Origin of the sequence: uncultured Nocardioides sp. (assembly GCF_947488025.1) — a bacterium.
GTDB lineage: Bacteria > Actinomycetota > Actinomycetes > Propionibacteriales > Nocardioidaceae > Nocardioides.
This window is the reverse complement of record NZ_CANKYS010000002.1, coordinates 618,266-644,854: the sequence shown is the minus strand read 5'-3', so window position 1 is coordinate 644,854 and position 26,589 is coordinate 618,266. Positions and strand designations below refer to the sequence as shown.

Below are 26,589 nucleotides of genomic sequence, written 5' to 3'. Positions count from 1 at the left end.
CGTACGTCTGTCGAGCCCGGACGCATCGGGCAAGCATTCGGCCCCGCTACCTCATACGTGGCGGGGCCTGACCACATCCTGACCGCGCGCGATCGCGTGCTGGGGGAGGTCGGTGGGCGTGTCGGCGGGCGTCACGCCGGTCCACTGGTGGGGGAGACTCGGACGGCGCGGAAGTCGTCGGCCGAGAGCACGCCGTGCACCTGCCCGTTGCGGGTGGGCGACACCCGGAGGGTGACCGACTCGCCGTGCTCCGCGGGCCGCACGTAGTAGCAGCAGTCGGTCTCAGGGCAGTAGATGCACACGACGTCCACCTGTGACTTGTCGGACGGTCTCACGTGCGTCCCGTGCCGGTCCGCCCAGACCGAGCGGAATCGCACGGTGATGGCGCCGGACCGCGCCGAGCGGTACTTCACCTGCACGCGCACGAAGGTGCTGGATCGATAGGCGACCAGGTCGAACTCGGCGTGCTCGGTCGCAGGGAACAGGACCATGAATCCGTGAGCGACGAGGTCGGCATGCGCTTTGGCGGTGCCGAGATCGCCCTTGTCCTTGGTGTGGTGCACCGCCATCGCCCAACTCTAGGAGGACCACGACGCCCAGGTGCCTGGCCATGATTGACTTGTGGATGGCAGAGCCCCCGTAGCTCAGCTGGATAGAGCGAGTCACTTCTAATGACTGGGCCGCAGGTTCGAATCCTGCCGGGGGCGCGCGGCGACGTCTCGGACCGTCGGAGCGTCGGGCCTACGGATCGTAGGCCCGACGCCTGCCACAGGGCCCTGAGTCGTCAGGCTGCGGCGGTCGCCGGCTCCCGGGCGTCGACGTCCTCGCGCCAGGCGTCGCGCCCGCGCGGGGCGTCGTACGCCGCCTGGTCGAGGATCCCCTCGCGCTTGGCGACGATCGTCGGCACGAGCGCCTGCCCGGTGACGTTGACCGCGGTGCGGCCCATGTCGAGGATCGGGTCGATGGCGAGCAGCAGGCCCACGCCCTCGAGGGGCAGGCCCAGGGTGGAGAGGGTCAGTGTGAGCATGACGGTCGCACCGGTGACGCCGGCGGTGGCGGCCGAGCCGATCACCGAGACGAAGGCGATCAGCACGTAGTCGGTGACCGAGAGGTCGAGGCCGAAGAACTGCGCGACGAAGATCGCCGAGATCGCGGGGTAGATGGAGGCGCAGCCGTCCATCTTGGTGGTGGCGCCGAGCGGCACGGCGAAGGAGCCGTACGACCGGGGCACGCCGAGGTTCTTCACCGTGACGGACTCGGTCACCGGCATCGTGCCGACCGAGGACCGCGACACGAAGGCCAGCGAGATCGCGGGCCAGGCGCCGGAGAAGAACTGGCGCACCGACAGCCCGTGGAGGCGCAGCAGCGTCGGGTAGACGCCGGCGACCACGAGTGCGAGGCCGATGTAGACCGCGACGGTGAACATGCCGAGCGACCCCAGCGCGTCCCAGCCATAGCTGGCCACGGCGTTGCCGAGCAGGCCGACGGTCGCGATCGGGGCGAGCAGGATGATCCACCACAGGACCTTCTGCACGACGGCGAGCGCGGAGCGCACGAACGCGAGGAACGGCTCGGCGGGCTCGCCGACCTTGAGGGTCGCGATGCCGACGGCGATGGAGACGACGAGGATCTGCAGGACGTTGAAGGACAGGCCCACCGACCCGTCGTCGGAGGCCGAGCCCTCGAGCCCGAGCACGTTGGCGGGGACCAGGCCGGTCAGGAAGTCGAGCCACGACCCGGTCGTCGAGGGGGCCGACGCCGCGTCGGAGGTGACGCTCGTGTGGTCACCCGGCTGTAGCACGAGGCCGAGCACGATGCCGATGACGACCGCGATGAGTGCGGTGATCGCGAACCACATGAGCGTCCGCCACGCGAGCCGTGCGGCGCCGGTGACGTCACGGAGGTTGGCGATCGAGGCGACGATCGCGAGGAAGACGAGCGGGGGCACGACGGCGCGCAGCAACGTGACGAAGGTGCCGCCGATGGTGCTGAGCGTCTCGGTGAGCCAGTTGGGGTCCACCTCGCCGGTGGTGGCGTCCACGCCGTCCGCACCCATGCTGCGGGCGACGAGTCCGAGGACGACGCCGAGGACCAGGCCGATGAGGACCTGGACGCCGAACGAGGGGAGGCGGAAGCGGGTGGACTTCTTCTCCGCCGTAACAGAAGTATTCATACTGAAGTGGTAACCTTTCGGGACCGCGCAGTTGCAACCGTGCGGGGACGCAGGTGGTGGAGGATCAGTCGAAGGTGCGTCCGAGGCGACACAGCGCGCTCTCGGTGCGGGCGAGGTCGACGGCACGCCGCTGGGTCAGCAGGTCACCCACGGTCGCGGGGACGGTCGTCGAGGCACGCACGTCCAGCCCAACTGCAGGCTCATACTTTCGATTCCGTGCTTCGTGTCACATGCCGGGCGACGGCCAGCCTAGGGTTCGCGCATGTCTCGTCTCGCCACACGGCTCGTTGCCGTCCTCGTCCCCGTTGCTCTCCTCGCCCCCGCGGCTGCCCGCGCGGAGAAGGTCGTCACCGAGGACGCCGTCGGTGACGCCGTGACCCTCGTCGACGAGGCGGTGGACCTCGACGAGGCCGTCCCCGCGCCCGACCACGAAGCGACCGACGTGATCCGGACAGCGGTGGCCCACGGCGCCAAGCGGCTGCGGGTGGGCGTGGCGTTCCGGGCACTCGAGCGCGACCCCTTCCAGTTCATCGTGATCCGCGTCCGCACCCCTCAGGGGAACTACGAGCTCCTCGTCGAGCGCCTGGGCGGCAAGCCGATCACCAGCATCGATCGGGGGCCGCGGACCGTGGGCTGCGACGGTCTGGGGGCCAAGGTGGACCTGCGCGCCGACACGGTGACGGCGTCGCTTCCCACGTCCTGCCTCGACGCTCCGCGCTGGGTGCAGATCGGCGCGGGCGTCGTCTCCGTGTCAGGACAGCAGGCCAACCCTGAGCTGGTCGCTGCCTACGCCGACGACGCGCACCGCGACGGGGCGATCCGCGACAACATCGCCACGGGGCCCAAGGTGCGGCGTGGCTGAGGACCCCGGAGCCAGGTACGACGCCGGGGCGGACGCGGTTGCCGTGTCCGTTCCCACCGCGTGCCTCTCGTCGCCCCGCTGGGTCCGGCTGGGCATCAAGGCCTTCGCGCCGCTCGCCACGACCGATCCGGCCGTGCTCGCGTCCACCGTGGACGACGGGCACAGCGACGCGTTCCGCATGACCAGGGTGAGCACGGGACCGCGGATCCGCCGCGGCTGACCCTCACCGCGCGAGCAGCACCAGCACTTCGTAGTGGGTGGTGTGCGGGAACATGTCGAGCACCCTCGCCTCGACCGGCCGCAGCGACGGCATCAGTGCCAGGTCGCGCGCGAGCGACTCGGCGTTGCACGACGAGTAGACGACGTGCCGCACGCCTGACGTCTCGAGCCAGGCCGCCAGGTCGGAGCCGATGCCGCGCCGGGGCGGGTTCACCACGACGAGGTCCGGCACCGCGTCCGAGCCGAGGGCGTACGCCGTCGCGTCCGCCGCGACGAGGCGAGCGGGCACCCCCAGCTCGGCCGCCGTCGCCGTCGCCGCGGCGATGGCGTCGGCCGACACCTCCACACCCAGGACGTCACGGCCCGCACCGGCGAGGTGGAGCGCGAAACCACCCACGCCGCAGTAGAGGTCCCACGCCGTCCGCACGTCCGGCAGGTCGCGCACCCAGGCTCGCGCCTGGTCGTAGAGGGCCTCCGCGACCGCGGTGTTGGTCTGGAAGAACGACCGCGGGCCGAGCCTCAGCGTGACCCCGGTCGCCAGCCGCATGGGCAGCGTCGGCTCCGCCGTCAGGACGATCTCCCGCTCACCCTCCAGCACGGCCTTGTGCTCGGGCTGGAGGTTGATCGTCACCACCCGCAGTGCCGGCACCGCCTCGAGGAGCGCCGGCAGGCGGGACCGGACGCGCGCCTCCAGCGCCGTCGAGCGCATCACGAGCCGGAGCATGAGCTCGGCGTCGGGCGACTCGGTGAGCAGCACGTGCTTGAGCTCGCCGCGCCGCGCCCCGACGTCGTACGGCGTCAGGCCTGCGTCGCTCACCCACGAGCCCACGCGGTCGAGGGCCGCCCGGAGGCCGTCGGAGTGCAGGCCGCAGTCGCGCAGGTCCACCCCGACCAGGTCACGGTCGAGGATGCCCAGCGTCATCGCGTCGACGGTCCCCCCGACCGCCATCTTGGCCTTGTTGCGGAACCCCACGTCGGGGCCGGCCACGGTCGGCAGCCACACCGGAGCGGACACGAGCCCGCGCGCGTGCGCCTCCTTGTCGGAGAGCTGGCCGTCGCGCGTGGTGCCGAGCAGCGTGCACGAGCGGCACCGGTGTGCGTCGAAGTGGTGACAGCGTGGGAGCCCGTCGACGACCGCGAGGCTGGACGCGGGCGCCGCGTCAGCCACCGATGCGGGAGCCCATCCACTCCTCGACGTCGGCGGACGTGCGGGGGAGCGAGGCCGAGAGGTTCCGGTTGCCGTCGGCGGTGACGAGGATGTCGTCCTCGATGCGGATGCCGATGCCGCGGAGCTCCTCGGGGACGAGCAGGTCGTCCTCCTGGAAGTAGAGACCCGGCTCGACGGTGAGCACCATGCCCTCGGCGAGGTCGCCCTTGGGATAGATGTCGGCCGACGAGCGACCGCAGTCGTGGACGTCCATCCCGAGCATGTGCGACGTGCCGTGCAGGGTCCAGCGGGCGTAGACCTTGGACTCCGGGTCGAGGGCCTCCTCCGCGGGGACCGGCAGCAGGTGCATGTCCTCCAGGCCGTGGGCGAGCACCTTCATCGCGGCGTTGTGGGCGGCGAGGAACGGCACTCCGGGGCGTACGGCGTCGATGCCGGCCTGCTGCGCCTGCTGGACGAGGTCGTAGAGCTCGCGCTGCAGCGGGGTGAAGCGGCCGTCGACCGGGAGCGTGCGGGTGACGTCGGCGGTGTAGAGGTTGTGCCCCTCCACCCCCATGTCGAGCAGCACCAGCTTGCCCGGCTCGATCGCGCCGGTGTTGTCGATCCAGTGCAGCGTCGTGGCGTGCGAGCCGCCGGCGCAGATCGAGTCGTAGCCGATGTCGTTGCCCATCGCGCGGGCGCGGCGGAAGAAGGTGCCCTCGATCCAGCGCTCGCCGAACTCGCGCACGCGGTCCCACTCGCGCACGGAGTCCTCGAAGCCGAGCGTGGTGATGTCGCAGGCCTCCTGGAGCTCGCCGATCTCCCACTCGTCCTTGACCAGCCGCAGCTCGTCGGCGACGCGGGCGAGGTCCTCGTCGCGCGTCAGGTCACGGGTCTTGCGGTCGTCGTCGAAGGACGGCAGGTCCTGGACGTGACGCACCTCGATGCCGAGGGAGTCGGAGATCTCCTGCGCCGACGGGCGACGACCGGCCCACAGCTCGCCGTACTGCCGGTCGCGGAAGAACTCGTCGGTGTCGCGCTCGGAGCGCGGCCGTGCGTAGAGCACCGACTCTCCGTCCTCGATCACCAGCACGGCGTCGGAGGTCTGGTTGCCGGAGAAGTAGGTGTGGGCGGTGTCGGGCCGGAAGCGGTAGTCGGTGTCGTTGGCGCGCACCTTGTAGGTCCCGGCGGGCAGGACGAGGCGGTCGTCGGGGAACGCAGCGACGAGCTTCGCGCGACGCTCGGCGGCCCGGTCGGCGACCGGGTGGCGCTGCACGTCGAGCGCGCGGTCGCCCCAGCCCTCGCGCATGAAGGCGGCGTAGGCGGCCGGCACGGCGGGGTCGTGCGACTCGGTCTTCGGCTGGTCGGCGGTCTCGTCGACGCTCTGGACGGTCTCGGCGGGGATCTCGGCAGTCGGCTCGCTCACGCGGTCACTGTACGACGCTGGCGTGCCGGTCGGGCATGCGCCAAGGCAGACCTGACGTCCGGGCGAGCGACCACGTTCACCGAGCGGTCGTGCGCGGTTCACGCGCCGCCGGTGGGGTGCAGCCATGCCGTCTGCGAGACACCTCCTGCGCTCCCTCACCACCCTGGCCGCCGCGGCGGCCCTCACCGCGGCGGCCCTCACCGCGGGGACACTCGCCGTGGCGACACTGCCGGCCCGGGCGGCGGCCGGCCCGCCGGCGCTCGTGGTCACCGAGATCAACGTCGACTCCAGCAACCGGCCCACCGCCGACGGCTCGTCGGTCGACGCCTTCGAGTTCGTCGAGGTGCGCAACACCACCGACGCCCCGATCAACCTCGCCGACGCCGGCTACTCCGTCGTCTACCTGAGCGGCACCACCCAGAAGACCCTCACCCACGACCCCGCCGCCACGGTGCCCGCCAACGGCACGCTCGTGATGTGGCCGCGGCACAGTGGCTTCACGGGCGACGCGGCCCTGTCCGAGCAGGACTTCCGCGACTTCTACACCGGCCTCGGCTGGACCGGCTCCTACGACCTCACCGTCCTCTCCGGCCAGAACGGTCTGAACAACGGCGGCACCACGATGTGGATCCGCCGCACCGACGCCGGCGCCACCACCGACGTGGCGCAGGTCAGCTGGACCTCCGGCGACAAGGGCGTCGACAAGACGGTGGAGTACGCCGTCCCGACCGACGGCACCGCGGTCCATCGTGTGCTCGCCACCCAGCAGGCCCCCAACCCCGGCGCGGTGCGCGACGAGCAGCTCGCCACCGGTCAGGACGGCGACCCGGAGGAGCCCCCGGCCGAGGAGCCCGGTGTGCCGACGCAGCCGCCGGCGCCCCCGACGGACCCCGACCTGGACGCACCGATCCTCCAGGTCACCGAGGTGGCCCCCGACACGGCCAACGTCGGCGGCGCCGACGCCTACGAGTTCGTCGAGGTCTACAACGCCTCCGACGCCCCGGTGGACTTCCGCGACTTCACCCTCAACTACCTCTACATCGACGCCAACGCGGTCACCACCAACCAGGCACTGTGGCCGGCCGTGCCGCGCGACGCGGTCATCGAACCCGGCCAGACGCTCGTGCTGTGGGTGAAGAACGCCGCGAACGAGGCGATGACCGCCGACGACTTCAACGCCGCGTTCGGAGCGAGCCTGACGGCCGGCGAGGACCTCGTCGAGCTGCGTACGGCGGGCATGTCCAACGGCGGCCTGCGTGGCATCCAGGTGATGACCAACACCGGCATCGACACCAGCACCTCCTACTACTTCACCGACGCCCAGACCACGGCCACCACTGCGATCCAGTACGCCTGGAACCCGGCCGACTCGCCCGACCACCTGTGGGTGCCGCAGCCCAGGGACGGAACCGTCCAGACGATGACGCGGCTCGACGCCCCGACACCGGGCTACACCCACGCCGACCAGGTCCCCGACGGCCTCGTCGCCACGCCGGCCAACGACACGGCCCCCAGGATCGACGACCTCACCGGCGGCCCGCTGCTGCCCGAGACCGAGGACCTCACCCTCGGCTTCGACGTCCGCGACGACCACCAGGTCCGCACGGCCGAGCTCACCCTGGCCACCGACGTGGGCGACCCGATCACCCGGTCGCTGCGCTTCGAGTCGCCGGACCGGTTCGTCTACACGATTCCCTCCGTCGACCTCTACGGGAAGCAGTGGGTCGACTACACCCTCGAGGTGTCCGACGGCACCCACACCACCACGCTCGGCCCGGTCCGGGTCGACCTGGGCGAGGGGCCGCGGCCGCCCGTACGGCTCAACCACGCCGACGGCGACTTCGTCTCCGGCGACGCGCCGCTCACCGCCACCACCGACGGTGACCCGTCCGGGCTCTCGCTCGCGGTCGACGGCCAGCAGGTCGACGACGTCGTACCGTCGCTGGAGGCGTCGCCGCGGTTCGCCTTCGAGGCCACCAACACCGACGCCTTCTTCCGCAACGGCGTGAAGATCGGCGACGAGGTGCTGACGGTCTTCGACGAGGGCTTCTACGAGCGCACGGAGACCGTCGCGGCCGACGTCCCCCTCGAGCAGGTGGTCCGGGGCGAGCAGGTCACGATCGGCATCTACGCCGGCACCAAGGCCTGGCCCCAGCCCGACCCGAACGAGAACAACGACGACTGGGTCGCCATCGACCCGCGCCTCGCGCTCCCCGACGGGAGGGTGCTGCGGCCCGTGTCGTGCGCCGGGGCCGGCGAGGGACAGGAGCCCACGGAGCGCAGCTGCCCCGCGCCCGACGCCCGGATCGGCTTCTCGGACGCCAACCTCGTCTACTTCCTCGCCACCTTCGACGTCCCCGACGACGCGTTCGACTCGGTGCTGCACCAGTGGGACACCACGGCCGTCGCGGACGGGCAGCACACGGTCACCGCTGCGGCCGGTGGCCAGTCGGCCACCCGGACGCTGGTCGTCGACAACTCCGCACCCCAGATCAGCGCCACCGTCGAGGACGGTGCCACCATGCGCGGGTCGTTCGGCGTCGATGCCCAGGCCACCGACGCCGGCTCCGGCGTGGAGTCGCTGACGGCAACCCTCGACGGGGAGGAGATCGCGCTGCCGCACCCGACCTCCTCTGTGGAGCTCGAGGCAGGCGGGCACGAGCTGGTGCTCACCGCCGTCGACACCCTCGGCAACACCCGCACCCGCACGATCGCCTTCACCACGCCCGAGGAGCAGCCGTCGGCGTCGCTCCAGGCGCCGGAGGACGGCGCCGAGGTGGAGGCGGGAGACGTCACCCTGGAGGCGACGCCCAGCGACCCGGAGGGCGACGTGCTCGACGTGGAGCTGCGTCGCGGCTTCCACCTGGCCGCCGACGACGAGGCCGTCACCGCCAGCGCGGGGACGACGTACGACGCCGGGCGCGTCACGCGCGACGGCGCCGTCCTGCTCGGCGAGGACGACCTCGCGGCGATCACGACCACCGACGGCCTGGTCGCCACCACGGAGTCCGACGGCCTCTTCCCCTACCAACTCTACACCGTCGAGGTGCCCGAGGGGGCGGGCGACGACTTCACCGCCCGCATCCACTGGTCCGGCTCGGCCAACGCCGAGGCGCGGGTCGGCCTCCACGTCCTCGACGTGGCGGCGGGGGAGTGGGACGAGGTCGACGAGCACCTGACCACCGGTGGGGCCCCGACGGAGTTCGAGCTCGACGCGCTCGTGCCGGCGAAGGACCACGTCGAGGACGGGAGGATCACCGTCCTGGTGCAGCACTCCGAGGGCTTCACGACGCCCGGCCAGAGCACGCGTGACGACCAGGTGCCGCCGTACTCCGCGAGGGGCGTGACACCGCGCGACCAGTACGACTTCACGGTCGCGTGGGAGTCCGACACGCAGTACTACAACCAGAACCCCGACTTCTACCCGCACCAGCGCGCCATCCACGACTTCCTCGTCGGTCAGCGCAAGAACCTCGACCTGCAGTACCTGATGCACACCGGGGACATCATCAACGACTGGGACCAGCCGGCCCAGTGGGAGCGCGCCGACGTCGCCTACCGCGACCTCGACGAGGCGGGCATCCCCTACAGCGTCCTCGCCGGCAACCACGACGTCGGCCACCACCGCAACGACTACGGCGCCTACGGCCGGTGGTTCGGCGAGGCCCGCTACGCCGACAAGCCGTGGTACGGCGGGTCGCACGAGAACAACCGCGGCAGCTACAACCTCATCAGCGCCGACGGCGTCGACCTGATGGTCGTCACCATGGGCTGGGGCGCCGGCGATGCGCAGATCCGCTGGATGAACCGGGTGATCGCCGACCACCCCGAGCGCAAGGTGATCCTCAACCTGCACGAGTTCATGCTGACCACGGGCGGGCTCGGCCCGATCCCGCAGCGCATCATGGACGAGGTCGTGACGCCCAACGCCAACGTCATCGCCGTCGGCTCCGGTCACTACCACGACGCCTACACCCGCACCGACGAGATGGACGACGACGGTGACGGGGTTGCGGACCGCACCGTCTACTCGATGCTGTTCGACTACCAGGGCCTGCCCGAGGGTGGCCTGGGCTACCTCCGCCTGCTCCACTTCGACAACCAGGGCGGCCGCATCGTCGTACGGACCTACTCCCCGTCGCTGGACGACTTCGACTCCGAGGACCCGTCGCTCGAGCCGGTCCACCAGGAGTTCGAGATCCCCTACGCCGCCTCGGGGCTGACGCCGCGGACCAAGACACTGTCGACTGACGAGCTCAGCGTCGACATCCTCACCACCGAGCGGATCGCCGCGTTCGACGATGTCGCGAGCGGCGACCCGCTCACCGCCACCTGGAACGTGGAGCCGGGGGAGCACGGGTGGTACGTGCGCACCGCCGACCCCTACGGGGCCGTCGACCACTCGGTGGTGCGCTCCTTCACGGCGGCCGGCGAGCCCACCGTCCCGCCGACCGACCCTCCGACTCCGGACCCCACCACGCCGGCTCCGGACCCGACCACGACGCCGACGCCCGTTCCAGGCTCGGTCGTCGCCGGCACGCCGACGCTGCGGGGCAAGCCCCGCGTGGGCCGCGAGCTGCGCGTGGACCCCGGCACCTGGAGTCCGGGCGCCACGCTCTCCTACGCCTGGTACGCCGACGGACGCCGGCTCGGGGGCGAGGCCGGGAACGTGCTGGAGCTGCGTGCGCGGCACCGCGGGGCTCGCATCAGCGTCGACGTCACGGGAGCCGCCGCGGGACTCACCCCGACGACCGCTGCCGTCGAGGACGACGCCGACGTACGCCGCGGGCGGCTGGCGGGTCCGCGTCCGCGGGTCCTCGGCCGGCCGTCGGTGGGAGAGGTCCTGCGGGTGCGGCCGGGTGACTGGACCGCCGGCACGAAGCTCCGCTTCGTCTGGCTGGCGGACGGCAGGAGGGTGGGGACCGGGAGGCGGCTCGCGCTCCGGCCGACCCATCGCGGCGAGCGCATCTCGGTCCGGGTCGTCGCGCGCAAGCGCGGCTACGAGACCTCGCGTCGGACCAGCCGGCCCACCCGGGCCGTCAGGCCCCGCTGACGGGACGCCCGAAGGGGTGCGGCGGCGGACCGGCCGCCGCACCTGCTCCGTTAGGGTCGGACCCATGCAACGAGGCCGCCGCGACAGTGTCGCCTTCACCGTTGTGGTGGCGGCGCTGGTGCTCCTCGGCGGGGTCGTCATGGCCGTGGTCGCCGCCCTTTCGGGGGCGCCCGGATCCCTCGCGCTGGCGGCTCTCCTCGCGGCGGTCCCGGTCGGTCCGCTGGTCGGCTGCTTCATGTGGCTCGACCGCTACGAGCCCGAGCCGCGCAACCTCCTCGTCGCAGGCCTGCTCTGGGGCGCGTTCGCGGCCACGGGCGCGGCCATCGTCTTCCAGGGCCTCGGCCTGGCCGGCGGCGCCACCGAGCGCGACGTGCTGGGCGTCGTCGCGCCCGTCACCGAGGAGGTGACCAAGGGTGCGTTCCTGTTCCTGCTCCTGTGGTGGCGCCGGCACGAGCTCGACGGCGTGCTCGACGGCATCGTCTACGCCGGCATGGTCGGCATCGGGTTCGCCTACACCGAGAACATCCTCTACCTCGCTGCCGCCTACGACGGCACGGACGGGCTCGGCCCCGGCGGCACCACCGCGCTGACGGCCACGTTCGTCGTCCGCTGCCTCATCAGCCCGTTCGCCCACCCCTTCTTCACCGCGTTCATCGGCATCGGCGTGGGTCTCGCGATCGTCTCGCGGCGGACCGGGGTGCGACTCCTCGCGCCTGTGGTGGGCCTCGCGCTGGCTGCCCTCCTGCACGGCGTGTGGAACTACTCCACCGTCTCCGGCACCACCGACTTCTTCGTCGTCTACGGCACGTTGATGTTCCCCGGATTCCTCGGCGTGGTCGCGTTCGCCGTCTACCGGCGTCGCTCCGAGCGTCCGCTGCTCGCCCGGGCCCTGCAGGACGCCGCGGACCGCGGTCTGCTGCCCGCCACCGACATCCCGTGGCTGGTCGACCTGCGCGCCCGGCGGCACGCGCGTCGGTGGGCCCGCCACCAGGGCGGACCGATGGCCGAGCGCGCCATGCGGGAGTACCAGGCCGCGGCCATCGAGCTCGGCTACCTCCACCACCGCTACCTGCGCGGCACGGCGCCCACCGACTTCTCCGTACGTGGCCAGGAGCACGTCGAGGAGCTGCGCCGGATCCGCCCCTACATCTCCTTCCCCGGACAGGTGGTCCCCACGCGATGACAGGCCCCGACAGCACGACCGCCATGGTGACCGCCCTGGTGCGGCTGCGCGGCGCCCTGCAGGAGGCGCGACTGCCGCTCGAGCTCCCCGGCGCGGAGGAGCAGCGTGCCGCTCGCGCCGAGATGGTCGACCAGCTCGAGGACTACGTCATCCCGCGCCTGATGACCCTCGACGCGCCGCTGCTCGCGGTCGTCGGCGGGTCCACCGGCGCCGGCAAGTCGACGCTGGTGAACTCCGTCGTCGGCACCCGCGTCACCGCTCCCGGCGTCCTGCGGCCCACGACGCGCTCGCCGGTCCTGGTGCACCACCCCGACGACGCCCGGTGGTTCGGCCAGGACCGCCTGCTGCCCGAGCTCGAGCGGGTCGACCGCCAGACCAACGACCCCGCCGCTCTGCAGCTCGTCCCGTCACCGGTGATGGCGCCCGGGCTCGCGGTCCTCGACGCCCCCGACATCGACTCGGTCGAGGAGCAGAACCGCGTGCTGGCGGCCCAGCTGCTCGCCGCCGCCGACCTGTGGCTCTTCGTCACCTCGGCGGCCCGCTACGCCGACCAGGTGCCGTGGGACTTCCTCCGCAAGGCCGCCGACCGCTCCGCCGCGGTCGCGATCGTCCTCGACCGCACGCCGCCCGAGGCGGTCGACACCATCACCACCCACCTCGCCCGGATGCTCGCCAGCCGCGGCCTCAAGGACTCCCCGCTCTTCGTGGTCGAGGAGGGCGAGGTCAGCGACATGGGGCTGCTGCCCTCGTCGTCGGTCGCCGAGATCCGGCAGTGGCTGCGCGCCCTCGCCGAGGACCAGGAGGCCCGGCAGTCGGTGGTGCAGCAGACGCTGGACGGCGCGATCCGCACGCTGGCGCGTCGTACGCACTCGGTGGCGGACGCCGCCACCGAGCAGGTCGACGCCGTACGCCGCCTGCGCGAGGACGCCAACGAGGCCTACGACCGCGCCGTGACGGCGGTCGGCGAGGCGTCGGCCGACGGCACCCTGCTGCGCGGCGAGGTGCTGGCCCGCTGGCAGGAGTTCGTCGGCACCGGCGAGCTGCTGCGCTCGCTGGAGACCCGCGTCGGCTGGATCCGCGACCGGGTCGTCAACGCCGTCAAGGGCAAGCCCCAGCAGGCCGAACGCGTCACCGTGGCCGTCGAGTCCGGCCTCGAGACCCTCATCCTCGAGCACGCCGAGGCCGCGGCCGAGCGCGCGGAGGCGTCCTGGCGCAGCACCGCAGCCGGGCAGATCCTGCTGCGCGACGCCGGTGAGGACCTCGGTCGCGCCTCACGCGACTTCCGCCGCCGTGCCGAGCGCGCGGTCCGCGACTGGCAGTCCGACGTGCTCGACATGGTCCGCACCGAGGGCGCCGAGAAGCGCTCGACAGCCCGCTTCCTCGCCTTCGGCGTCAACGGCCTGTCCGTGGCGCTCATGGTCGTCGTCTTCGCCCACACCGCGGGCGTCACCGGAGCCGAGGCGGGCATCGCCGGCGGCTCCGCGATCCTGGGCCAGAAGTTGCTCGAGGCGGTCTTCGGCGACCAGGCCGTCCGTTCGTTGGCCGAGCGCGCCCGGCAGCGGCTCGAGTCGTCGATGCGCGACCTCCTCGACGCCGAGCGCCGCCGCTACACCGACCTGCTCGACACCATGGAGGTCTCGCCCGAGACGCCCGAGCGGATGCGCGCCGCAGCACGCAAGGTCGACGACCTCCGCTTCGCCGCGGCGCGCCGCGCACCCGAGCCGGCAGCCGACCCGGACTCCGTGGATGACGCCCCCTAGGGTTGGGGTGCACAGCACCACTCGGACGGTGAGGAAGTCATGACGTCGTTGCTCGAAGGGGCCAAGAAGCTGGTCACCAGGAGCTCTGACATCGGCGCGCGCGTCGACGGACTCGAGCGCGCCGCCGAGGCGGCGCGCGGTCGCGTCGACGACGCCGTGGTCGACGATGCCGGCGCAGTCGCCGCGCGCGCGGCGAGCCGTCTCAAGCTGTCCGCTGAGCACACGGTGGTCGCGTTGGGCGGCGCCACCGGCTCCGGCAAGTCCTCCACGTTCAACGCGTTGAGCGGCCTCGAGCTCGCAGCGGTCGGCGTACGCCGTCCCACGACGTCGTGGGCCACCGCGGTCGTGTGGGGCAAGCAGGGCGCCGAGGAGCTGCTCGAGTGGCTGGGCATCCCCGCCCGCCACCAGGTCACCCGTGACTCGATGCTGTCCAAGGCCGACGAGGACGTCGAGATGCGCGGCGTCGTGCTCCTCGACCTGCCCGACCACGACTCAACCGAGGTGTCCCACCACCTCGAGGTCGAGCGGCTCGTCCAGCTCGCCGACATGATGGTGTGGGTCCTCGACCCGCAGAAGTACGCCGACGCCGCGATCCACGACCGCTTCCTCAAGCCCCTCGCGGGCCACCAGGACGTGATGCTGGTCGTGCTCAACCACATCGACACCGTGCCGGAGGACCGCCGCGCGGGCATGGTCGACGACGTACGACGCCTCCTCGAGGCCGACGGCCTCGCCGGTGTCCCGGTGCTGCCGGTCAGTGCCCGCCACGGCTGGGGCATCCAGGAGCTGCGCGGCATGATCGCCAAGCGCGTCGCGGAGAAGAAGGTCACGCGGTCCCGTCTGGAGGCCGACGTCCGCACCGCTGCCCAGCGCCTGGAGGCCGCGACCGGCACCGGCAAGGTGCCGACCCTGTCCAAGGAGCGCGTCGCCGCGCTCGACGACGCATTCGCCGACGCGGCCGGCGTGCCCACCGTGGTGAAGGCGGTCGCCGACTCCACCCGGATGCGCGCCAACCGCGCGACCGGCTGGCCCGTCACCTCGTGGTTCTCCCGGCTCAAGCCCGACCCGCTGAAGCGCCTCCACCTCGACCTCGGCTCGGCCGGCAAGGAGCTCACCGGCGCCGCGCGCACCTCCGTGCCGCACGCGACCGGCGTCCAGCGTGCGCGCGTCGACACCGAGGTGCGCGCGCTCGCCGACCAGGTGGGGGAGGGCATGGCGCCGTCCTGGGCCGGCTCGGTGCGCGCGGCGTCGGTGTCGCGGCTGCCCGATCTCAACGACCGTCTCGACCGCGCCGTCGCCGCGACCGACCTCGGGGCCACCAGGATCCCCTGGTGGGCCGGGCTCGTGCGCGTCCTGCAGTACGTCCTCATCGTCGCCGCGATCGTGGGCGCCGGCTGGCTCGCGCTGCTGGCCCTGGGGTCCTACGCCCGGCTGCCCGAGCCGCCCACCCCGGAGGTGGGGGCCTTCCCGCTGCCGACCCTCCTGCTGCTCGGGGGGATCGGCCTCGGCCTGCTCCTCGCCCTCGTCTGCCGCTGGCTCGTCGCGCTGACCGCCAGGTCGCGGGCGCGGGCGGCCGACAAGCGCCTGCGCGACGCGATCTCCGAGGTCTCCGCGGAGATGGTCGTCGCCCCGATCGAGGCCGAGCTCGCCTCCTACGCCGCCGTGCGCGAGGGACTGGCCGCCGCGCTCCGCTGAACCTCCGCTCGACCGTCGCTGGCCACCTCGCGTCCACAGCCACGCGTGGCGCGGGGTTGTCCACAGCTGTCGGCCGGCCCGGCCCCCGACGTCGGTCGGGGCGTCGAACCTTGGGTGATCGCGGCGGACCCACCGCCGCCGGCACTCGGAGGCAGACACCATGAACGACACCCAGATCACGCTGACCGGCCGGATCGGCGGCGACGTCACCCTGCGCGAGATCACCGGCGGGCGCGCCGTCGCCACGTTCCGGTTGGCGTGCACCCCGACCCGCTACCGCGACGGAGAGTGGGTCAAGGGCACCACCTCGTGGCACACCGTCAAGGCCTGGAACCGGCTGGGCCGCCACGTCGCAGCCTCGCTCGCGAACGGTGACCCGGTCGTCGTGCACGGCCGGCTCGTGGCCGACCTGTGGGAGCGCGACGGCAAGCCGCAGACGTCCTTCGAGGTCGTCGCCTCGGCAGTGGGCCACGACCTCTCCTTCGGCACCACGGTCCTCACCCCGCCGGTCCCGGCGACCGACTCCGTGGCAACGCCCGCGACGGCCCCGGTCGTGACCCCCGCGGTCACCGAGGCGGGGGAGGTCGAGCAGCCGGCCCGCGCGGCGTGAGGCGGCGGTCGGAGGCGGTCCCGGGCGACGGGTGCGATTGTCGGCGCGGGGGCGCTTCCCCGTAGGCTCGCCTGCATGGCTGAGTACGTCTTCACACTGCGCAACGTGCGCAAGGCCCACGGTGACAAGGTCGTCCTCGACAACGTCACCCTCTCGTTCCTCCACGGCGCCAAGATCGGCGTCGTCGGACCCAACGGCACGGGCAAGTCGTCGTTGCTCAAGATCATGGCGCAGCTCGACCACGCCAACAACGGCGACGCGATCCTCGACCCCGACGCCACGGTGGGGATGCTCCAGCAGGAGCCCCCGCTGAGCGAGGGCAAGACCGTCCTGGAGAACGTCGAGGAGGCCGTCGGTGAGCTGAAGGCGAAGATGAAGCGCCTCGAGGACGCCTACATGGAGATGGGCGACCCCGACGCCGACCAGGACGCCCTCATGGAGGAGACCGGCAACCTCCAGACCGAGCTCGACAACGCCAACGCGTGGGACCTCGACAGCCGCCTCGACCAGGCGATGGACGCGTTGCGCTGCCCGCCGCCGGACGTGCTGGTCGACAACCTCTCCGGTGGTGAGCGCCGCCGCGTCGCGCTGTGCAAGCTGCTCCTCCAGCAGCCCGACCTGCTGCTCCTCGACGAGCCCACCAACCACCTCGACGCCGAGTCGGTCCAGTGGCTCGAGGGGCACCTCGCGTCCTACCCCGGCGCCGTCCTGGCCGTCACCCACGACCGCTACTTCCTCGACAACGTGGCGCAGTGGATCCTCGAGCTCGACCGCGGCAAGGCGCACCCCTACGAGGGCAACTACACGACGTACCTCGAGACCAAGAAGGAGCGCCTCAAGATCGAGGGCCAGAAGGACGCCAAGCGCGCCAAGGTCCTCGAGCGCGAGCTCGAGTGGGTCCGCTCCAACGCGAAGGCCCGCCAGACCAAGAGCAAGTCCCGTCTCGCGCGCTACGAGGAGATGGCCGCCGAGGCCGACCGGATGCGCAAGATCGACACCTCCGAGATCAACATCCCGGCCGGTCCGCGACTCGGCGACGTCGTCCTGGAGGCCGAGAAGCTCGGCAAGGGCTTCGAGGGTCGCACGCTGATGCACGACGTGTCCTTCAAGCTGCCGCGGGCCGGCATCGTCGGCGTCATCGGCCCCAACGGCGTCGGCAAGACCACGCTGTTCCGGATGATCACCGGCCAGGAGCAGCCCGACGAGGGTGAGCTCAAGGTCGGCCAGACGGTCAAGATCTCCTACGTCGACCAGAGCCGCGGTGGCATCGACCCCAACAAGAACGTCTGGGAGGTCGTCTCCGACGGGCTGGACTTCATCAAGGTCGCGAACTTCGAGATGAACAGCCGCGCCTACGTCGCGTCGTTCGGCTTCAAGGGCCCCGACCAGCAGAAGAAGGCCGGCGTCCTCTCGGGTGGTGAGCGCAACCGGCTCAACCTCGCGCTGACGCTGAAGATGGGCGGCAACATGCTGCTGCTCGACGAGCCCACCAACGACCTCGACGTCGAGACGCTGTCCTCGCTCGAGGACGCGCTGCTCGACTTCCCGGGCTGTGCCGTGGTCACCTCGCACGACCGGTGGTTCCTCGACCGCGTGGCCACCCACATCCTCGCCTGGGAGGGCGACGACGAGGACCCGGCCCAGTGGTTCTGGTTCGAGGGCAACTACGCCGCCTACGAGGAGAACAAGATCGAGCGGCTCGGCATCGAGGCCGCCCGCCCGCACCGGGTCACCCACCGGCGCCTCACCCGCGACTGAGACGAGCACCCGGCGCCCCGGGGTCAGGACTGTCGGATCTCCGACTCCGGGTGCCGGGTGACCAGGTGGTCGGACACCCGGTCGAAGACCCGTCCCACGGCGGCGAAGTCCTCGGCCGGCACGAGGTCGACGATGTTGCGTCGTACGCTCTCGACGTGGCACGGCGCCGCGCGCACGAGCAGGTCGTAGCCCTTCTCCGTCATCGTCGCGACGACGCCGCGGCCGTCCTCGGGTGTGGTGCCGCGGGTGACGTAGCCGACGGCCTCCATGCGGGCGACCGTGTGGGTGACCCGGCTGCGCGAGTGCGCCATCGCGTCGGCGAGCTGCGCCATCCGCATCGCCCGGCCTGGTCGCTCGGACAGGCGGACCAGGATCTCGTACTCGCCCAGTGACATGCTGAACTCGCGGCGCAGGTCGTCGTCGAGTCGCTCGAGCAGCAGCGTGATCCCCATCATCAGGGCACGCCAGGAGTGCTGCTCGTCATCGCCGAGCCAGCGCGGCTCCCCTGTCGCGGTCATGGGGCAAGCCTAGTGCGGGAAGGCCGCAGAACGGCTCAGGAGAGCCGCTCGAGGATCATCGCCATGCCCTGGCCGCCGCCGACGCACATGGTGATGAGGCCGGTGGTCTTGTCGTGCCAGTCGAGGCTGTTGAGCATGGTGTTCTGCAGGCGGGCGCCGGTCATGCCGAACGGGTGGCCCACGGCGATGGCGCCGCCGTTGACGTTGAGCCGGTCGAGGTCGATGCCGAGGTCCTGGTAGGACGGCACGACCTGGGCGGCGAAAGCCTCGTTGATCTCCACGAGGTCGATGTCGTCGATGCCCATGCCGGCGTACTTCAGGGCGTTCCTGGTGGCCTCGACCGGGCCGAGGCCCATGATCTCGGGGGAGAGGCCGGACACGCCGGTGGACACGATGCGCGCCAGCGGGGCGAGGCCGAGCTCGGCGGCCTTGGTGTCGGACATGACGACCACCGCCGCCGCACCGTCGTTGAGCGCGCAGCAGTTGCCGGCCGTGACGACGCCGTCGGGACGGAAGACCGGGTCGAGGCCGGCGATGGCGTCGTACGTCACGCCTGCACGCGGGCCGTCGTCCTGGGTGACGACCGTGCCGTCGGGGGTCGTGACGGGCGTGATCTCGCGCTCCCAGAAGCCGTCGGCGATGGCCTTCTCGGCGAGGTTCTGCGAGCGGACGGCGAACTCGTCGAGCTCCTTGCGGTCCAGGCCGCGCATCCGCGCGACGTTCTCGGCCGTCTGACCCATCGCGGTGTAGATGTCGGGGAGCTGGCCGTCCTCGCGGGGGTCGTGCCAGTCCTGGCCGCCCTTCGCGAGCTCGGCGGTGCGGGCCCCGGCGTCGGTGAAGAGCGGGTTGCGGGTGTCGGGGAGGTGGTCGGACGTCCCCTTCGCGAAGCGCGAGACCGTCTCGACGCCGGCGGAGACGAAGATGTCGCCCTCGCCGGCCTTGATGGCGTGGAAGGCCATCCGCGTGGTCTGCACCGACGAGGAGCAGTAGCGGGTGACGGTGGCGCCGGGGACCTCGAGGCCGAGGAGGGTGGTCACCACGCGGGCCATGTTGTTGCCGGACTCCCCGCCCGGCAGGCCGCAGCCGAGCAGCAGGTCCTCGATGGCGTGGGGGTCGAGGTCGGGGACCTGGTCCAGCGCGGCCTGCACGGCGAGGACGGTGAGGTCGTCGGGACGGAAGTCCTTGAGCGAGCCCTTGTTGGCGCGGCCGATGGGGGTGCGCGCTGCGGAAACGATCACTGCCTCGGGCATGGAGAACTCCGGTTACTCGGCGGTTGCACGGTCTCTCCGCACCCTAGTGCGGGATGTCGGCTCAGGTCTGCGCCGGGTTGGGTCCGAGCCCCGCCAGGAGCTGCTCGACACTGCCGCTGACGAACGTACGACGGCGTCGCCGGGGGAGCAGGAGCGACGCGAGCAGCACGCCGTCGAGCGCCGCGACGAGGGTCTCGGCCGACGCGCCGCCGTCCTCGTCGGCCGCCTCCATCACCCCGCGCACCATCTCGACGAGGTCGTCGCGCCACTGCGTGAAACGCTTCGCGAGGGCCGGGTCGCGGGTCGCGGCGACGGTCAGCTCGAGCCGGGCGGCCAGCAGGTCGGGCTCGCCGAGCCACCGGGAGAACAGCCGGGAGACCTCCGCGACGGCGCGCTCGTGGTCGCCGGGGCACGACGCGAGCCGGGCGCCCAGGGCGGCCACGTCGGCGGCCAGCCGGTCCGCGACGACGTCGCCCAGGGCGCGGAGCAGGGCGTCGCGGGTGCGGAAGTAGGCCGACGAACTACCCTCGGGCAGCCCCGCCTCACGGTCGACCGCGCGGTGGGTGAGCCCGCGGTTGCCCTGCTGCGCCAGCACGGTCGTCGCCGCCGCCAGGATCTGTCGGCGCCGCGGTGACAGCTCCTCACGCGCGTGGCTCACGCTCTCCTCCTCGTACGCCGTCCGGGGGCGGGACCGCGGTGACCCAGGACACTACCGGCGCGACTTGTGCCCCGCAGCGAGTGGCGTACTCTTCTACATACGTAGAAATTCTACACCCGTAGAAAGGAACCGCCATGCAGATCATCGACTCCACCATCGCCATCGCCCTCATGACCCTCGTCGGCGTCGCCGCCCTCGCCGCCGTCGTCCTGGCCCTGGTCGCCGTCCCGGCCGCGCTCCGCGAGACCCGCACCGACCGCATCGCGCGTCGCGAGTCCATCCCGACCTACTACGGCCGCCTGCACTTCGCCGCCTGACGCAGGACCGTGCCGCCCGGCGGGCCAGTGGCTGACACCGCCACGCCTCGGGCGCCCGCTTCTGCGACGATCGTCGGGTGCGCCATCTCTACCGCTGCCCGCTGAGGTGGGCCGACCTCGACCTGCTCGGCCACGTCAACAACGTCACCTACGTCGACTACCTCCAGGAGGCGCGGGTGGACATGTTCCGCACCCACGCCCCCGACAGCCGTGCGGAGGACCTGGCCGAGGGTGTCGTGGTGGTCCGGCACGAGGTCACCTACGTGGCCTCGCTGACCTTCGGCTTCGAGCCGGTCTCGATCGAGTGCTGGGTCACCGAGATCCGCGCCGCGAGCTTCACGATGGCCTACGAGGTCTTCGAGGAGGACGAGTCGGGGGAGCGCACCGTCTTCCTGCGAGCGCGGACCGTGCTCACCCCCTACGTCTTCGCCACCGAGCGACCCCGCCGCCTCCACCCGGAGGAGCGCGCGTCGCTCGGTCGGCTGCTTGAGCGGGACGAGCCGGTGCGGCCCCCGGCCGCGCCGGAGGTCGTCGACGTGCCGGGCGGGCACTACCCGGTGCACGTCCGCTTCAGCGACGTCGACGTCTACGGCCACGTCAACAACGTGAAGTACTTCGAGTACTTCCAGGAGGCGCGCATCCAGCTCATGGTGGCCAGCGGCCGCGAGCTGGGCCAGGGCTTCCACCTCGTCGTCGCGCAGACCGACGTCGACTACCGGCGCCCGATCCTCTTCCGCGCCGAGCCCTACGACTGCTCCACCTGGGTCTCGCACATCGGCAGCACGTCGGTCGTCTTCGAGTCCGTCGTGCGTGACTCCGACGAGGTGCTCGCCCGGGCGAAGGTCGTCGGCGTGTGCGTCGACAGCGCGACCGGGAGGCCGGCGCCGGTGCCCGAGGAGTTCCGCGGGATGGTCGCCGCGGTCACTCCATCGAGTTGACCATGAACTGGGCCGCGTGCGTCACGTAGTCCCAGAACCTGGCGTCGTGCTCCTCGCTGAGGTCGGCCTCGTCGAGCCCGGCGCGGAAGTGGACCAGCCATCGCTGCGCTGCCTCGGGCGTCACGCTGAACGGGGCGTGGCGCATCCGCAACCGGGGGTGCCCCCGCGTGTCGCCGTACGTCGTCGGACCGCCCCAGTACTGCATGAGGAACAGCGTGAAGCGCTCCTCCGCGGGGCCGAGGTCCTCCTCGGGATACATCGGGCGCAGCAGCTCGTCCTCGGCCACGCCCTCGTAGAAGCGGTGGACGATCGTGCGGATCGTCGGCTCGCCGCCGATCTCGTCGTAGAACGTGGTCGTCACCCGGCCATTGTGTCCGGTCCCTGCCCGCGAGCTCAGGCGGGTCCCTCGGCCCGGGCGGGTCCATCGGCCGGCGGCGTGCCGGCAGGCGCCGTGGCGGGCGAGTCCGCGGCGTCGCCGTGGGGCTCGCGCGGGTCGCCGTCGCGCATCCAGAGCACGCGCTGGGCGAAGGGGATCTCGATCCCCTCGTGGTCGAAGCGGTACTTGATCCGTTGGCGCATCTCACGCGCGACCGCCCACTGCTCGAGGGGCGCCGTCTTGAGCGCCACCCGCACGACCACGGCGTCCGGTCCGAGGTCCTGCACGCCCCACACCGAGGGCTCCTCGATGATGCGGCCCTTGAAGTCCTCGTCCTCCCAGAGGTCGTGGGCGACGTCGGCCAGGACCCGCCGCACGCGTGCGAGGTCCTCGCCGTACCCCACGCTCACGTCGAGGACGGTGCGCGCCCAGTTCTGGCTCATGTTGCCCACGCGCAGGATCTCGCCGTTGCGGACGTACCAGACGGTGCCGTTGACGTCGCGCAGCCGCGTCACCCTCAGGCTGACGGCCTCCACGGTGCCGACGGCCTCGCCGAGGTCGACCTCGTCCCCGACGCCGTACTGGTCCTCGAAGATCATGAAGATGCCGGACAGGAAGTCCTTGACCAGCGTCTGGGAGCCGAAGCCGATGGCCACGCCGATGATGCCGGCGCTGGCGATCAGCGGCCCGATGTCGTAGCCGAGCTCGGAGATGAACATCAAGGTGACGACGACGAGGACGACTCCCGTGACGATGCTCTTCAGCAGCGAGCCCATCGTGGCGGCGCGCTGGACACGTCGGGTGTAGCCGGGGTCCTCGCGCAGGTTGAGGGCCGTCCCCATGCGACCGCCGGAGATGGCGCGGCTGACGCGGTTGGGCAGCATCCCGTGCTCGGCCTTCTTCACGACACGGTCGATGAGCCGGTGGAGCACCCACCGGACGATGAGCCCGATGAGGATCAGTCCCAGCAGCGCCGACGGCTTTCCGACGACCCAGTCCACGGCCGTCGCGAGGGTCGGGTCGCCGGTCTGGTCCCAGGTGAGCTCGCAGAGGTTCTCGCCCTCGTCGCAGGGGTTGGTCTCGCTCCCGGAGACCTCGGTCACGTCGATGATCGGGGCGGTGAGGGGGTGAGGCATGCCCGCCAGTATGGGCGATACGCTGTTGCCCGTGACCACGCACGTCAGCCCCGTCCGCTCGTCCCGCAGCACGCGCGCCCGCCGGGCGCGACGCGCCACGGCCCTCACCGGCGGCGCCCTGCTCGCGCTCCTCGCGACCCCGGCCCACGCCGACGTCCCCGAGGGCTGGGGAGGCCAGACCGAGCAGTCCGGCCTCGACGTGCTCCACTCCCTCGGCATCTTCCTCGGTGCCCCGCTCCTGCTCTTCGCGCTGATCGCCCTGGCGGTCTACCTGCCCGCCATGGTCCGCGGCGAGAAGCTCCTGCCCGACCACTCGGCCGGCGAGGCCCAGTGGATCGGCGGACCCCGCCAGGGCGTCGCCGAGCTGCCCGCGCCCGACGGTGACGACTCGCGGGCGGGTGGCGCAAGTGGCCGCTGGTGAGGTGCTGAGCGAGACCGACCGGCTGGCCCTCGACAAGACGATCCGTCTCGCGGAGCAGACCTGCCGGTTCGAGTTCTCCGTCTACGTCGGTCCCGTCGAGGGTGACGACACCCGCGCCTGGGCGACCCGTCTCCACAACCGGCTCGTGGTGCCGGCCCGCAGCGTGCTGGTGCTGGTCGACCCGCGCCGCCGCGTCGTCGAGGTCGTCACCGGCGGTGACGTACGTCGCCACCTCAGCGACGCCGAGGTCGAGCTCGCCGTCCTGGCCATGTCGTCGGAGTTCGCCGCCGGCAACGTGCTGGTCGGGCTCCAGCGCGGCATCGCCATGCTCGCCGAGCACGCCCGGCCGCAGAACACGCTCCACGCCTGACGACCACACGTGACCGGGCAGTTCCTGCCCGTCACGAACGCCGACCGGGCGCTTCCTGTCCGTGTTGCGGCAGGAAGCGCCCGGTCAGTGCGTCGGACGGGCAGGAAGCGCCCGATCAGCGGGCGTCGTGCTGCTGCGCCGCCAGGGCGCGGGCGATCTCCGCGCGCGCCTCGCCGACGTAGCGCTGCGCCTGCATCGGCGCGGTGCTGTCGGTGAGCCACTCGTCGAGGCGGCGGAGGGTGGCCTCGGAGCCGAGCGGCCGGGGGAAGCCGTACTCCAGGATGGTCGAGGCCTTGTGGAAGCCCAGCGTGTCGACGAGGGTCTGCGACGCCTCGAGGAACTTCTCCAGGTAGGGCTCCAGCACGTCCTCCTGGCCGAAGCGGAAGATCGAGAACGCGATCTCGCGCGACGTCTCGTTGGGCGTCGAGGGGTCGAGGAGCGCGTCCCACGCAGCGGCCTTGGCCTCCGCGGCCGGCTGGGCGGCGCGAGCGGCGGCCGCCTGCTCCTTGCCCGAGATGGTCTTGTCGACCTCGAGCTCGGCGTCGATCTCGGCGTCGCCGAAACGACCCTGCTTGGCCAGTGCCGTGATCAGCACCCAGCGCATGTCCTGGTCGATGGCGAGGCCCTCGACCGTGAACGACCCGTCGAGCAGGCCGATGAGGTCGTCGAGCGCGGCGTCGCTGTGGGCGGCACCAGCGTAGGACCGGGCGAAGGTGAGCTGGTGGTCGCTGCCGGGCTCAGCGGCGAGCAGCAGCTCGCGCAGGCCCTTCTCCCAGGTCGCCTTGAGCTCGGAGCGGTGCGCGGGGTCGGAGTAGAAGTTGATCGCGAGCGCGGTGGACGCCGGGATCCGGGTCACGGCCCAGGCGTCGGTCTCCTGGCCGATGTTGGCGAGCACCAGGTCGGCCCAGTCGCGGGTGCGCATCTCGGCGTCACGGGTCATGTCCCAGGCGGCACCCCACACGAGCGCCCGCGGCAGCGAGTCCTCGAAGGTGGAGAGCGACTCGATCGCGGTCGACAGCGACCGCTCGTCGAGGCGGATCTTCGCGTAGGCGTGGTCCTCGTCGTTGAGGAGCAGCAGCGCGGGCTGCTTCACGCCGACGAGCTCGGGCACGTCGGTGCTCGGGCCCTCGACGTCGATCTCGAGGTAGTCGCGGCGCACGAGCCGGCTGCTCCCGCTCCCGTCGGACACCGTGTCGTAGAGGCCGATGCCGAGGCGGTGACGACGCAGGGTCGGCCAGTCCTCGTGGGCCGACTGCTCGACGGAGAACGACGAGTACGCGCCCTCGCTGTCGAGCTCGAACGCCGGGGCGAGGGTGTTGACGCCTGCCGTCTGGAGCCACTCCTGCGCCCAGCCCTGCAGCTCACGGCCCGAGGACTTCTCCAGGGTCATGAGGAGGTCCTTGAACTCCGGGTTGCCGTACTCCCACTCCTTGAAGTAGGCGCGCAGGCCCTCGAGGAAGGGCTCGATGCCGACCCACGCCACGAGCTGCTTGAGCACCGAGGCGCCCTTGGCGTAGGTGATCATGTCGAAGTTGACCTCGACCGCGTGCAGGTCGACGTTGTCTGCCGCGATCGGGTGGGTCGAGGGCAGCTGGTCGGCGCGGTAGCCGGTCTGCTTGCGAGCGTTGGCGAAGCCGGTCCACGCGTCGTCGAACTCGGTGGCGTTGGCCTCGCACCAGTAGCAGGCCCACTCCGCGAACGACTCGTTGAGCCAGAGGTCGTCCCACCACTTCATGGTGACCAGGTCGCCGAACCACATGTGGGCCATCTCGTGGGTGATCACCGAGGCGCGGAACTCGAAGAACGAGCGCGGCTGGCGGCTGCGGGGGAGGTACTCGTCGCGCAGCGTCACGCAGCCGGCGTTCTCCATCGCGCCGGCGTTGTACTCGGGGACGTAGAGCTGGTCGTACTTGCCGAACGGGTAGGGGTAGTCGAACTGCTCCTCGAACCACTCGAAGCTCTGCTTGGTGAGCTTGACCAGCTCGGCCGTGTCCATGTGCTCCTTGAGCGACTGGCGGCAGTAGTGGCCGAGGGGGATCGTGCCGAACTTGCCCTCGTAGGTGTCGAACTCGCCGTGGTACTCACCGGCGACGATCGCGGTGATGTAGGTCGACATCCGCTTGGTGGTCGGGAAGTGCCAGGTCGACGCGCCACTCTGCTCGGCCTCGACAGGCTCCGGCGTCGCGGCGTTGGAGACCACGACCCAGTGCGAGGGAGCGGTGACGTTGAAGGTGAAGACGGCCTTGAGGTCGGGCTGCTCGAAGGTGGTGAAGACGCGGCGGGCGTCGGGCACCTCGAACTGGCTGTAGAGGTAGACCTTGTCGTCGGCCGGGTCGACGAAGCGGTGCAGGCCCTCGCCGGTGTTGGAGTAGGCGCAGTCGGCGGTCACGACGAGCGTGTTCGTCGCCTCGAGGCCGTCGAGCGCGATGCGGCTGTCGGCGTACGCCGTGGCGGGGTCGAGGGTGCGGCCGTTGAGCGTGATCTCGCGGACGCTGGGGGCGACCAGGTCGGCGAAGGTGCTCGCGCCAGGCTCGCGGCAGGTGAACTCGAGCGTGGTGGTGGAGACGAAGGTGGTCTCCTGCGGCTGGGTGGCTGACGTCAGGTCCAGGTCGACGGTGTACGCCGTGACGTCCAGGAGGGCGGCGCGGGTGGCGGCCTCGTCCCGGGTGAGGTTGGTTCCAGGCATGCGGGCATCCTGCCACCGAGGTCGTGGAATACCAGA

General features: G+C 71.6%; 22 protein-coding genes and 1 tRNA gene. 13 read left to right on the top strand and 10 right to left on the bottom strand.

The genetic code is table 11. The features are described 5' to 3' along the window. Positions 1-131: 131 nt before the first annotated feature. Positions 132-569: a group I intron-associated PD-(D/E)XK endonuclease gene (locus Q1B24_RS06460; protein ID WP_299924991.1), complete on the bottom strand. Its 438-nt coding sequence runs from the start codon at positions 567-569 to the stop codon at positions 132-134. Between the two features lie 64 nt (positions 570-633). On the opposite strand from Q1B24_RS06460, the gene Q1B24_RS06455 reads away from it, so the two are divergent. Then, a tRNA-Arg gene (locus Q1B24_RS06455) sits at positions 634-707 on the top strand. Between the two features lie 77 nt (positions 708-784). On the opposite strand, the gene Q1B24_RS06450 is transcribed toward Q1B24_RS06455, so the two are convergent. Beyond that, the gene (locus tag Q1B24_RS06450; RefSeq protein ID WP_299924989.1) at positions 785-2,173 is read right to left on the bottom strand and encodes a dicarboxylate/amino acid:cation symporter; all 1,389 of its coding nucleotides are present in this window, start codon (positions 2,171-2,173) and stop codon (positions 785-787) included. A 262-nt stretch (positions 2,174-2,435) separates the two neighbouring features. On the opposite strand from Q1B24_RS06450, the gene Q1B24_RS06445 reads away from it, so the two are divergent. Beyond that, positions 2,436-3,035 carry a hypothetical protein gene (locus Q1B24_RS06445; protein ID WP_299924984.1) on the top strand — a complete coding sequence of 200 codons (600 nt, stop codon included), beginning with the start codon at positions 2,436-2,438 and terminating at the stop codon, positions 3,033-3,035. Further along, positions 3,028-3,255 carry a hypothetical protein gene (locus tag Q1B24_RS06440; protein WP_299924981.1) on the top strand — a complete coding sequence of 76 codons (228 nt, stop codon included), beginning with the start codon at positions 3,028-3,030 and terminating at the stop codon, positions 3,253-3,255. Before Q1B24_RS06445 ends, Q1B24_RS06440 begins: the two co-directional genes overlap by 8 nt. A gap of 3 nt (positions 3,256-3,258) precedes the next feature. Here the strand turns inward: Q1B24_RS06440 and Q1B24_RS06435 are convergent, their stop codons facing one another. Together Q1B24_RS06435 and Q1B24_RS06430 are read right to left on the bottom strand one after the other, a co-directional pair. Beyond that, positions 3,259-4,422, bottom strand: coding sequence for a methyltransferase domain-containing protein (locus tag Q1B24_RS06435; RefSeq protein WP_299924978.1), 1,164 nt, complete (start codon positions 4,420-4,422; stop codon positions 3,259-3,261). After that, positions 4,415-5,824 carry an aminopeptidase P family protein gene (locus Q1B24_RS06430; protein WP_299924975.1) on the bottom strand — a complete coding sequence of 470 codons (1,410 nt, stop codon included), beginning with the start codon at positions 5,822-5,824 and terminating at the stop codon, positions 4,415-4,417. Before Q1B24_RS06430 ends, Q1B24_RS06435 begins: the two co-directional genes overlap by 8 nt. A gap of 124 nt (positions 5,825-5,948) precedes the next feature. Between Q1B24_RS06430 and Q1B24_RS06425 the strand changes: the two genes are divergently transcribed. From Q1B24_RS06425 to ettA, 6 genes are all read left to right on the top strand, one after another. Beyond that, positions 5,949-10,877: a lamin tail domain-containing protein gene (locus Q1B24_RS06425; protein WP_299924972.1), complete on the top strand. Its 4,929-nt coding sequence runs from the start codon at positions 5,949-5,951 to the stop codon at positions 10,875-10,877. 64 nt (positions 10,878-10,941) lie between these two features. Then, the gene (locus Q1B24_RS06420; RefSeq protein ID WP_299924969.1) at positions 10,942-12,060 is read left to right on the top strand and encodes a PrsW family intramembrane metalloprotease; all 1,119 of its coding nucleotides are present in this window, start codon (positions 10,942-10,944) and stop codon (positions 12,058-12,060) included. Beyond that, the gene (locus Q1B24_RS06415; protein WP_299924964.1) at positions 12,057-13,820 is read left to right on the top strand and encodes a GTPase domain-containing protein; all 1,764 of its coding nucleotides are present in this window, start codon (positions 12,057-12,059) and stop codon (positions 13,818-13,820) included. Before Q1B24_RS06420 ends, Q1B24_RS06415 begins: the two co-directional genes overlap by 4 nt. Positions 13,821-13,859: 39 nt before the next feature. Beyond that, the gene (locus tag Q1B24_RS06410; RefSeq protein WP_299924961.1) at positions 13,860-15,515 is read left to right on the top strand and encodes a YfjP family GTPase; all 1,656 of its coding nucleotides are present in this window, start codon (positions 13,860-13,862) and stop codon (positions 15,513-15,515) included. Between the two features lie 160 nt (positions 15,516-15,675). Beyond that, the gene (locus tag Q1B24_RS06405) at positions 15,676-16,125 is read left to right on the top strand and encodes a single-stranded DNA-binding protein (RefSeq protein WP_299924958.1); all 450 of its coding nucleotides are present in this window, start codon (positions 15,676-15,678) and stop codon (positions 16,123-16,125) included. Between the two features lie 75 nt (positions 16,126-16,200). Further along, positions 16,201-17,883, top strand: coding sequence for an energy-dependent translational throttle protein EttA (ettA, locus tag Q1B24_RS06400; protein ID WP_299924955.1), 1,683 nt, complete (start codon positions 16,201-16,203; stop codon positions 17,881-17,883). Positions 17,884-17,906: 23 nt separating this feature from the next. On the opposite strand, the gene Q1B24_RS06395 is transcribed toward ettA, so the two are convergent. The 3 genes from Q1B24_RS06395 to Q1B24_RS06385 form a co-directional block, all read right to left on the bottom strand. Beyond that, complete coding sequence (locus Q1B24_RS06395) at positions 17,907-18,401, bottom strand: MarR family winged helix-turn-helix transcriptional regulator (RefSeq protein WP_299924952.1); 495 nt, start codon at positions 18,399-18,401, stop codon at positions 17,907-17,909. Between the two features lie 35 nt (positions 18,402-18,436). Continuing rightward, positions 18,437-19,651, bottom strand: a complete 1,215-nt coding sequence (locus Q1B24_RS06390; protein ID WP_299924949.1) for an acetyl-CoA C-acetyltransferase — start codon at positions 19,649-19,651, stop codon at positions 18,437-18,439. A gap of 61 nt (positions 19,652-19,712) precedes the next feature. Then, the gene (locus Q1B24_RS06385; protein ID WP_299924945.1) at positions 19,713-20,309 is read right to left on the bottom strand and encodes a TetR family transcriptional regulator; all 597 of its coding nucleotides are present in this window, start codon (positions 20,307-20,309) and stop codon (positions 19,713-19,715) included. A 134-nt stretch (positions 20,310-20,443) separates the two neighbouring features. Between Q1B24_RS06385 and Q1B24_RS06380 the strand changes: the two genes are divergently transcribed. Together Q1B24_RS06380 and Q1B24_RS06375 are read left to right on the top strand one after the other, a co-directional pair. Further along, on the top strand, positions 20,444-20,626 hold the full coding sequence (locus tag Q1B24_RS06380; protein WP_299924942.1) for a hypothetical protein: 183 nt from the start codon (positions 20,444-20,446) through the stop codon (positions 20,624-20,626). 77 nt (positions 20,627-20,703) lie between these two features. Continuing rightward, positions 20,704-21,564, top strand: coding sequence for a thioesterase family protein (locus tag Q1B24_RS06375; protein ID WP_299924939.1), 861 nt, complete (start codon positions 20,704-20,706; stop codon positions 21,562-21,564). Here the strand turns inward: Q1B24_RS06375 and Q1B24_RS06370 are convergent. Together Q1B24_RS06370 and Q1B24_RS06365 are read right to left on the bottom strand one after the other, a co-directional pair. Then, the gene (locus tag Q1B24_RS06370) at positions 21,548-21,925 is read right to left on the bottom strand and encodes a globin (protein ID WP_299924936.1); all 378 of its coding nucleotides are present in this window, start codon (positions 21,923-21,925) and stop codon (positions 21,548-21,550) included. The genes Q1B24_RS06375 and Q1B24_RS06370 overlap by 17 nt on opposite strands. Before the next feature lie 32 nt (positions 21,926-21,957). Next, complete coding sequence (locus Q1B24_RS06365; protein WP_299924933.1) at positions 21,958-23,076, bottom strand: mechanosensitive ion channel family protein; 1,119 nt, start codon at positions 23,074-23,076, stop codon at positions 21,958-21,960. A 31-nt stretch (positions 23,077-23,107) separates the two neighbouring features. Between Q1B24_RS06365 and Q1B24_RS06360 the strand changes: the two genes are divergently transcribed. Both Q1B24_RS06360 and Q1B24_RS06355 read left to right on the top strand, forming a co-directional pair. Next, on the top strand, positions 23,108-23,497 hold the full coding sequence (locus tag Q1B24_RS06360; protein ID WP_299924931.1) for a hypothetical protein: 390 nt from the start codon (positions 23,108-23,110) through the stop codon (positions 23,495-23,497). Position 23,498: 1 nt separating this feature from the next. Further along, on the top strand, positions 23,499-23,867 hold the full coding sequence (locus tag Q1B24_RS06355; protein WP_299924928.1) for a DUF5130 family protein: 369 nt from the start codon (positions 23,499-23,501) through the stop codon (positions 23,865-23,867). Positions 23,868-23,982: 115 nt separating this feature from the next. On the opposite strand, the gene pepN is transcribed toward Q1B24_RS06355, so the two are convergent. Beyond that, entirely contained in the window at positions 23,983-26,553 is a 2,571-nt protein-coding gene (pepN, locus tag Q1B24_RS06350) for an aminopeptidase N (RefSeq protein ID WP_299924925.1), read from the bottom strand. Between the last annotated feature and the right edge of the window lie 36 nt (positions 26,554-26,589).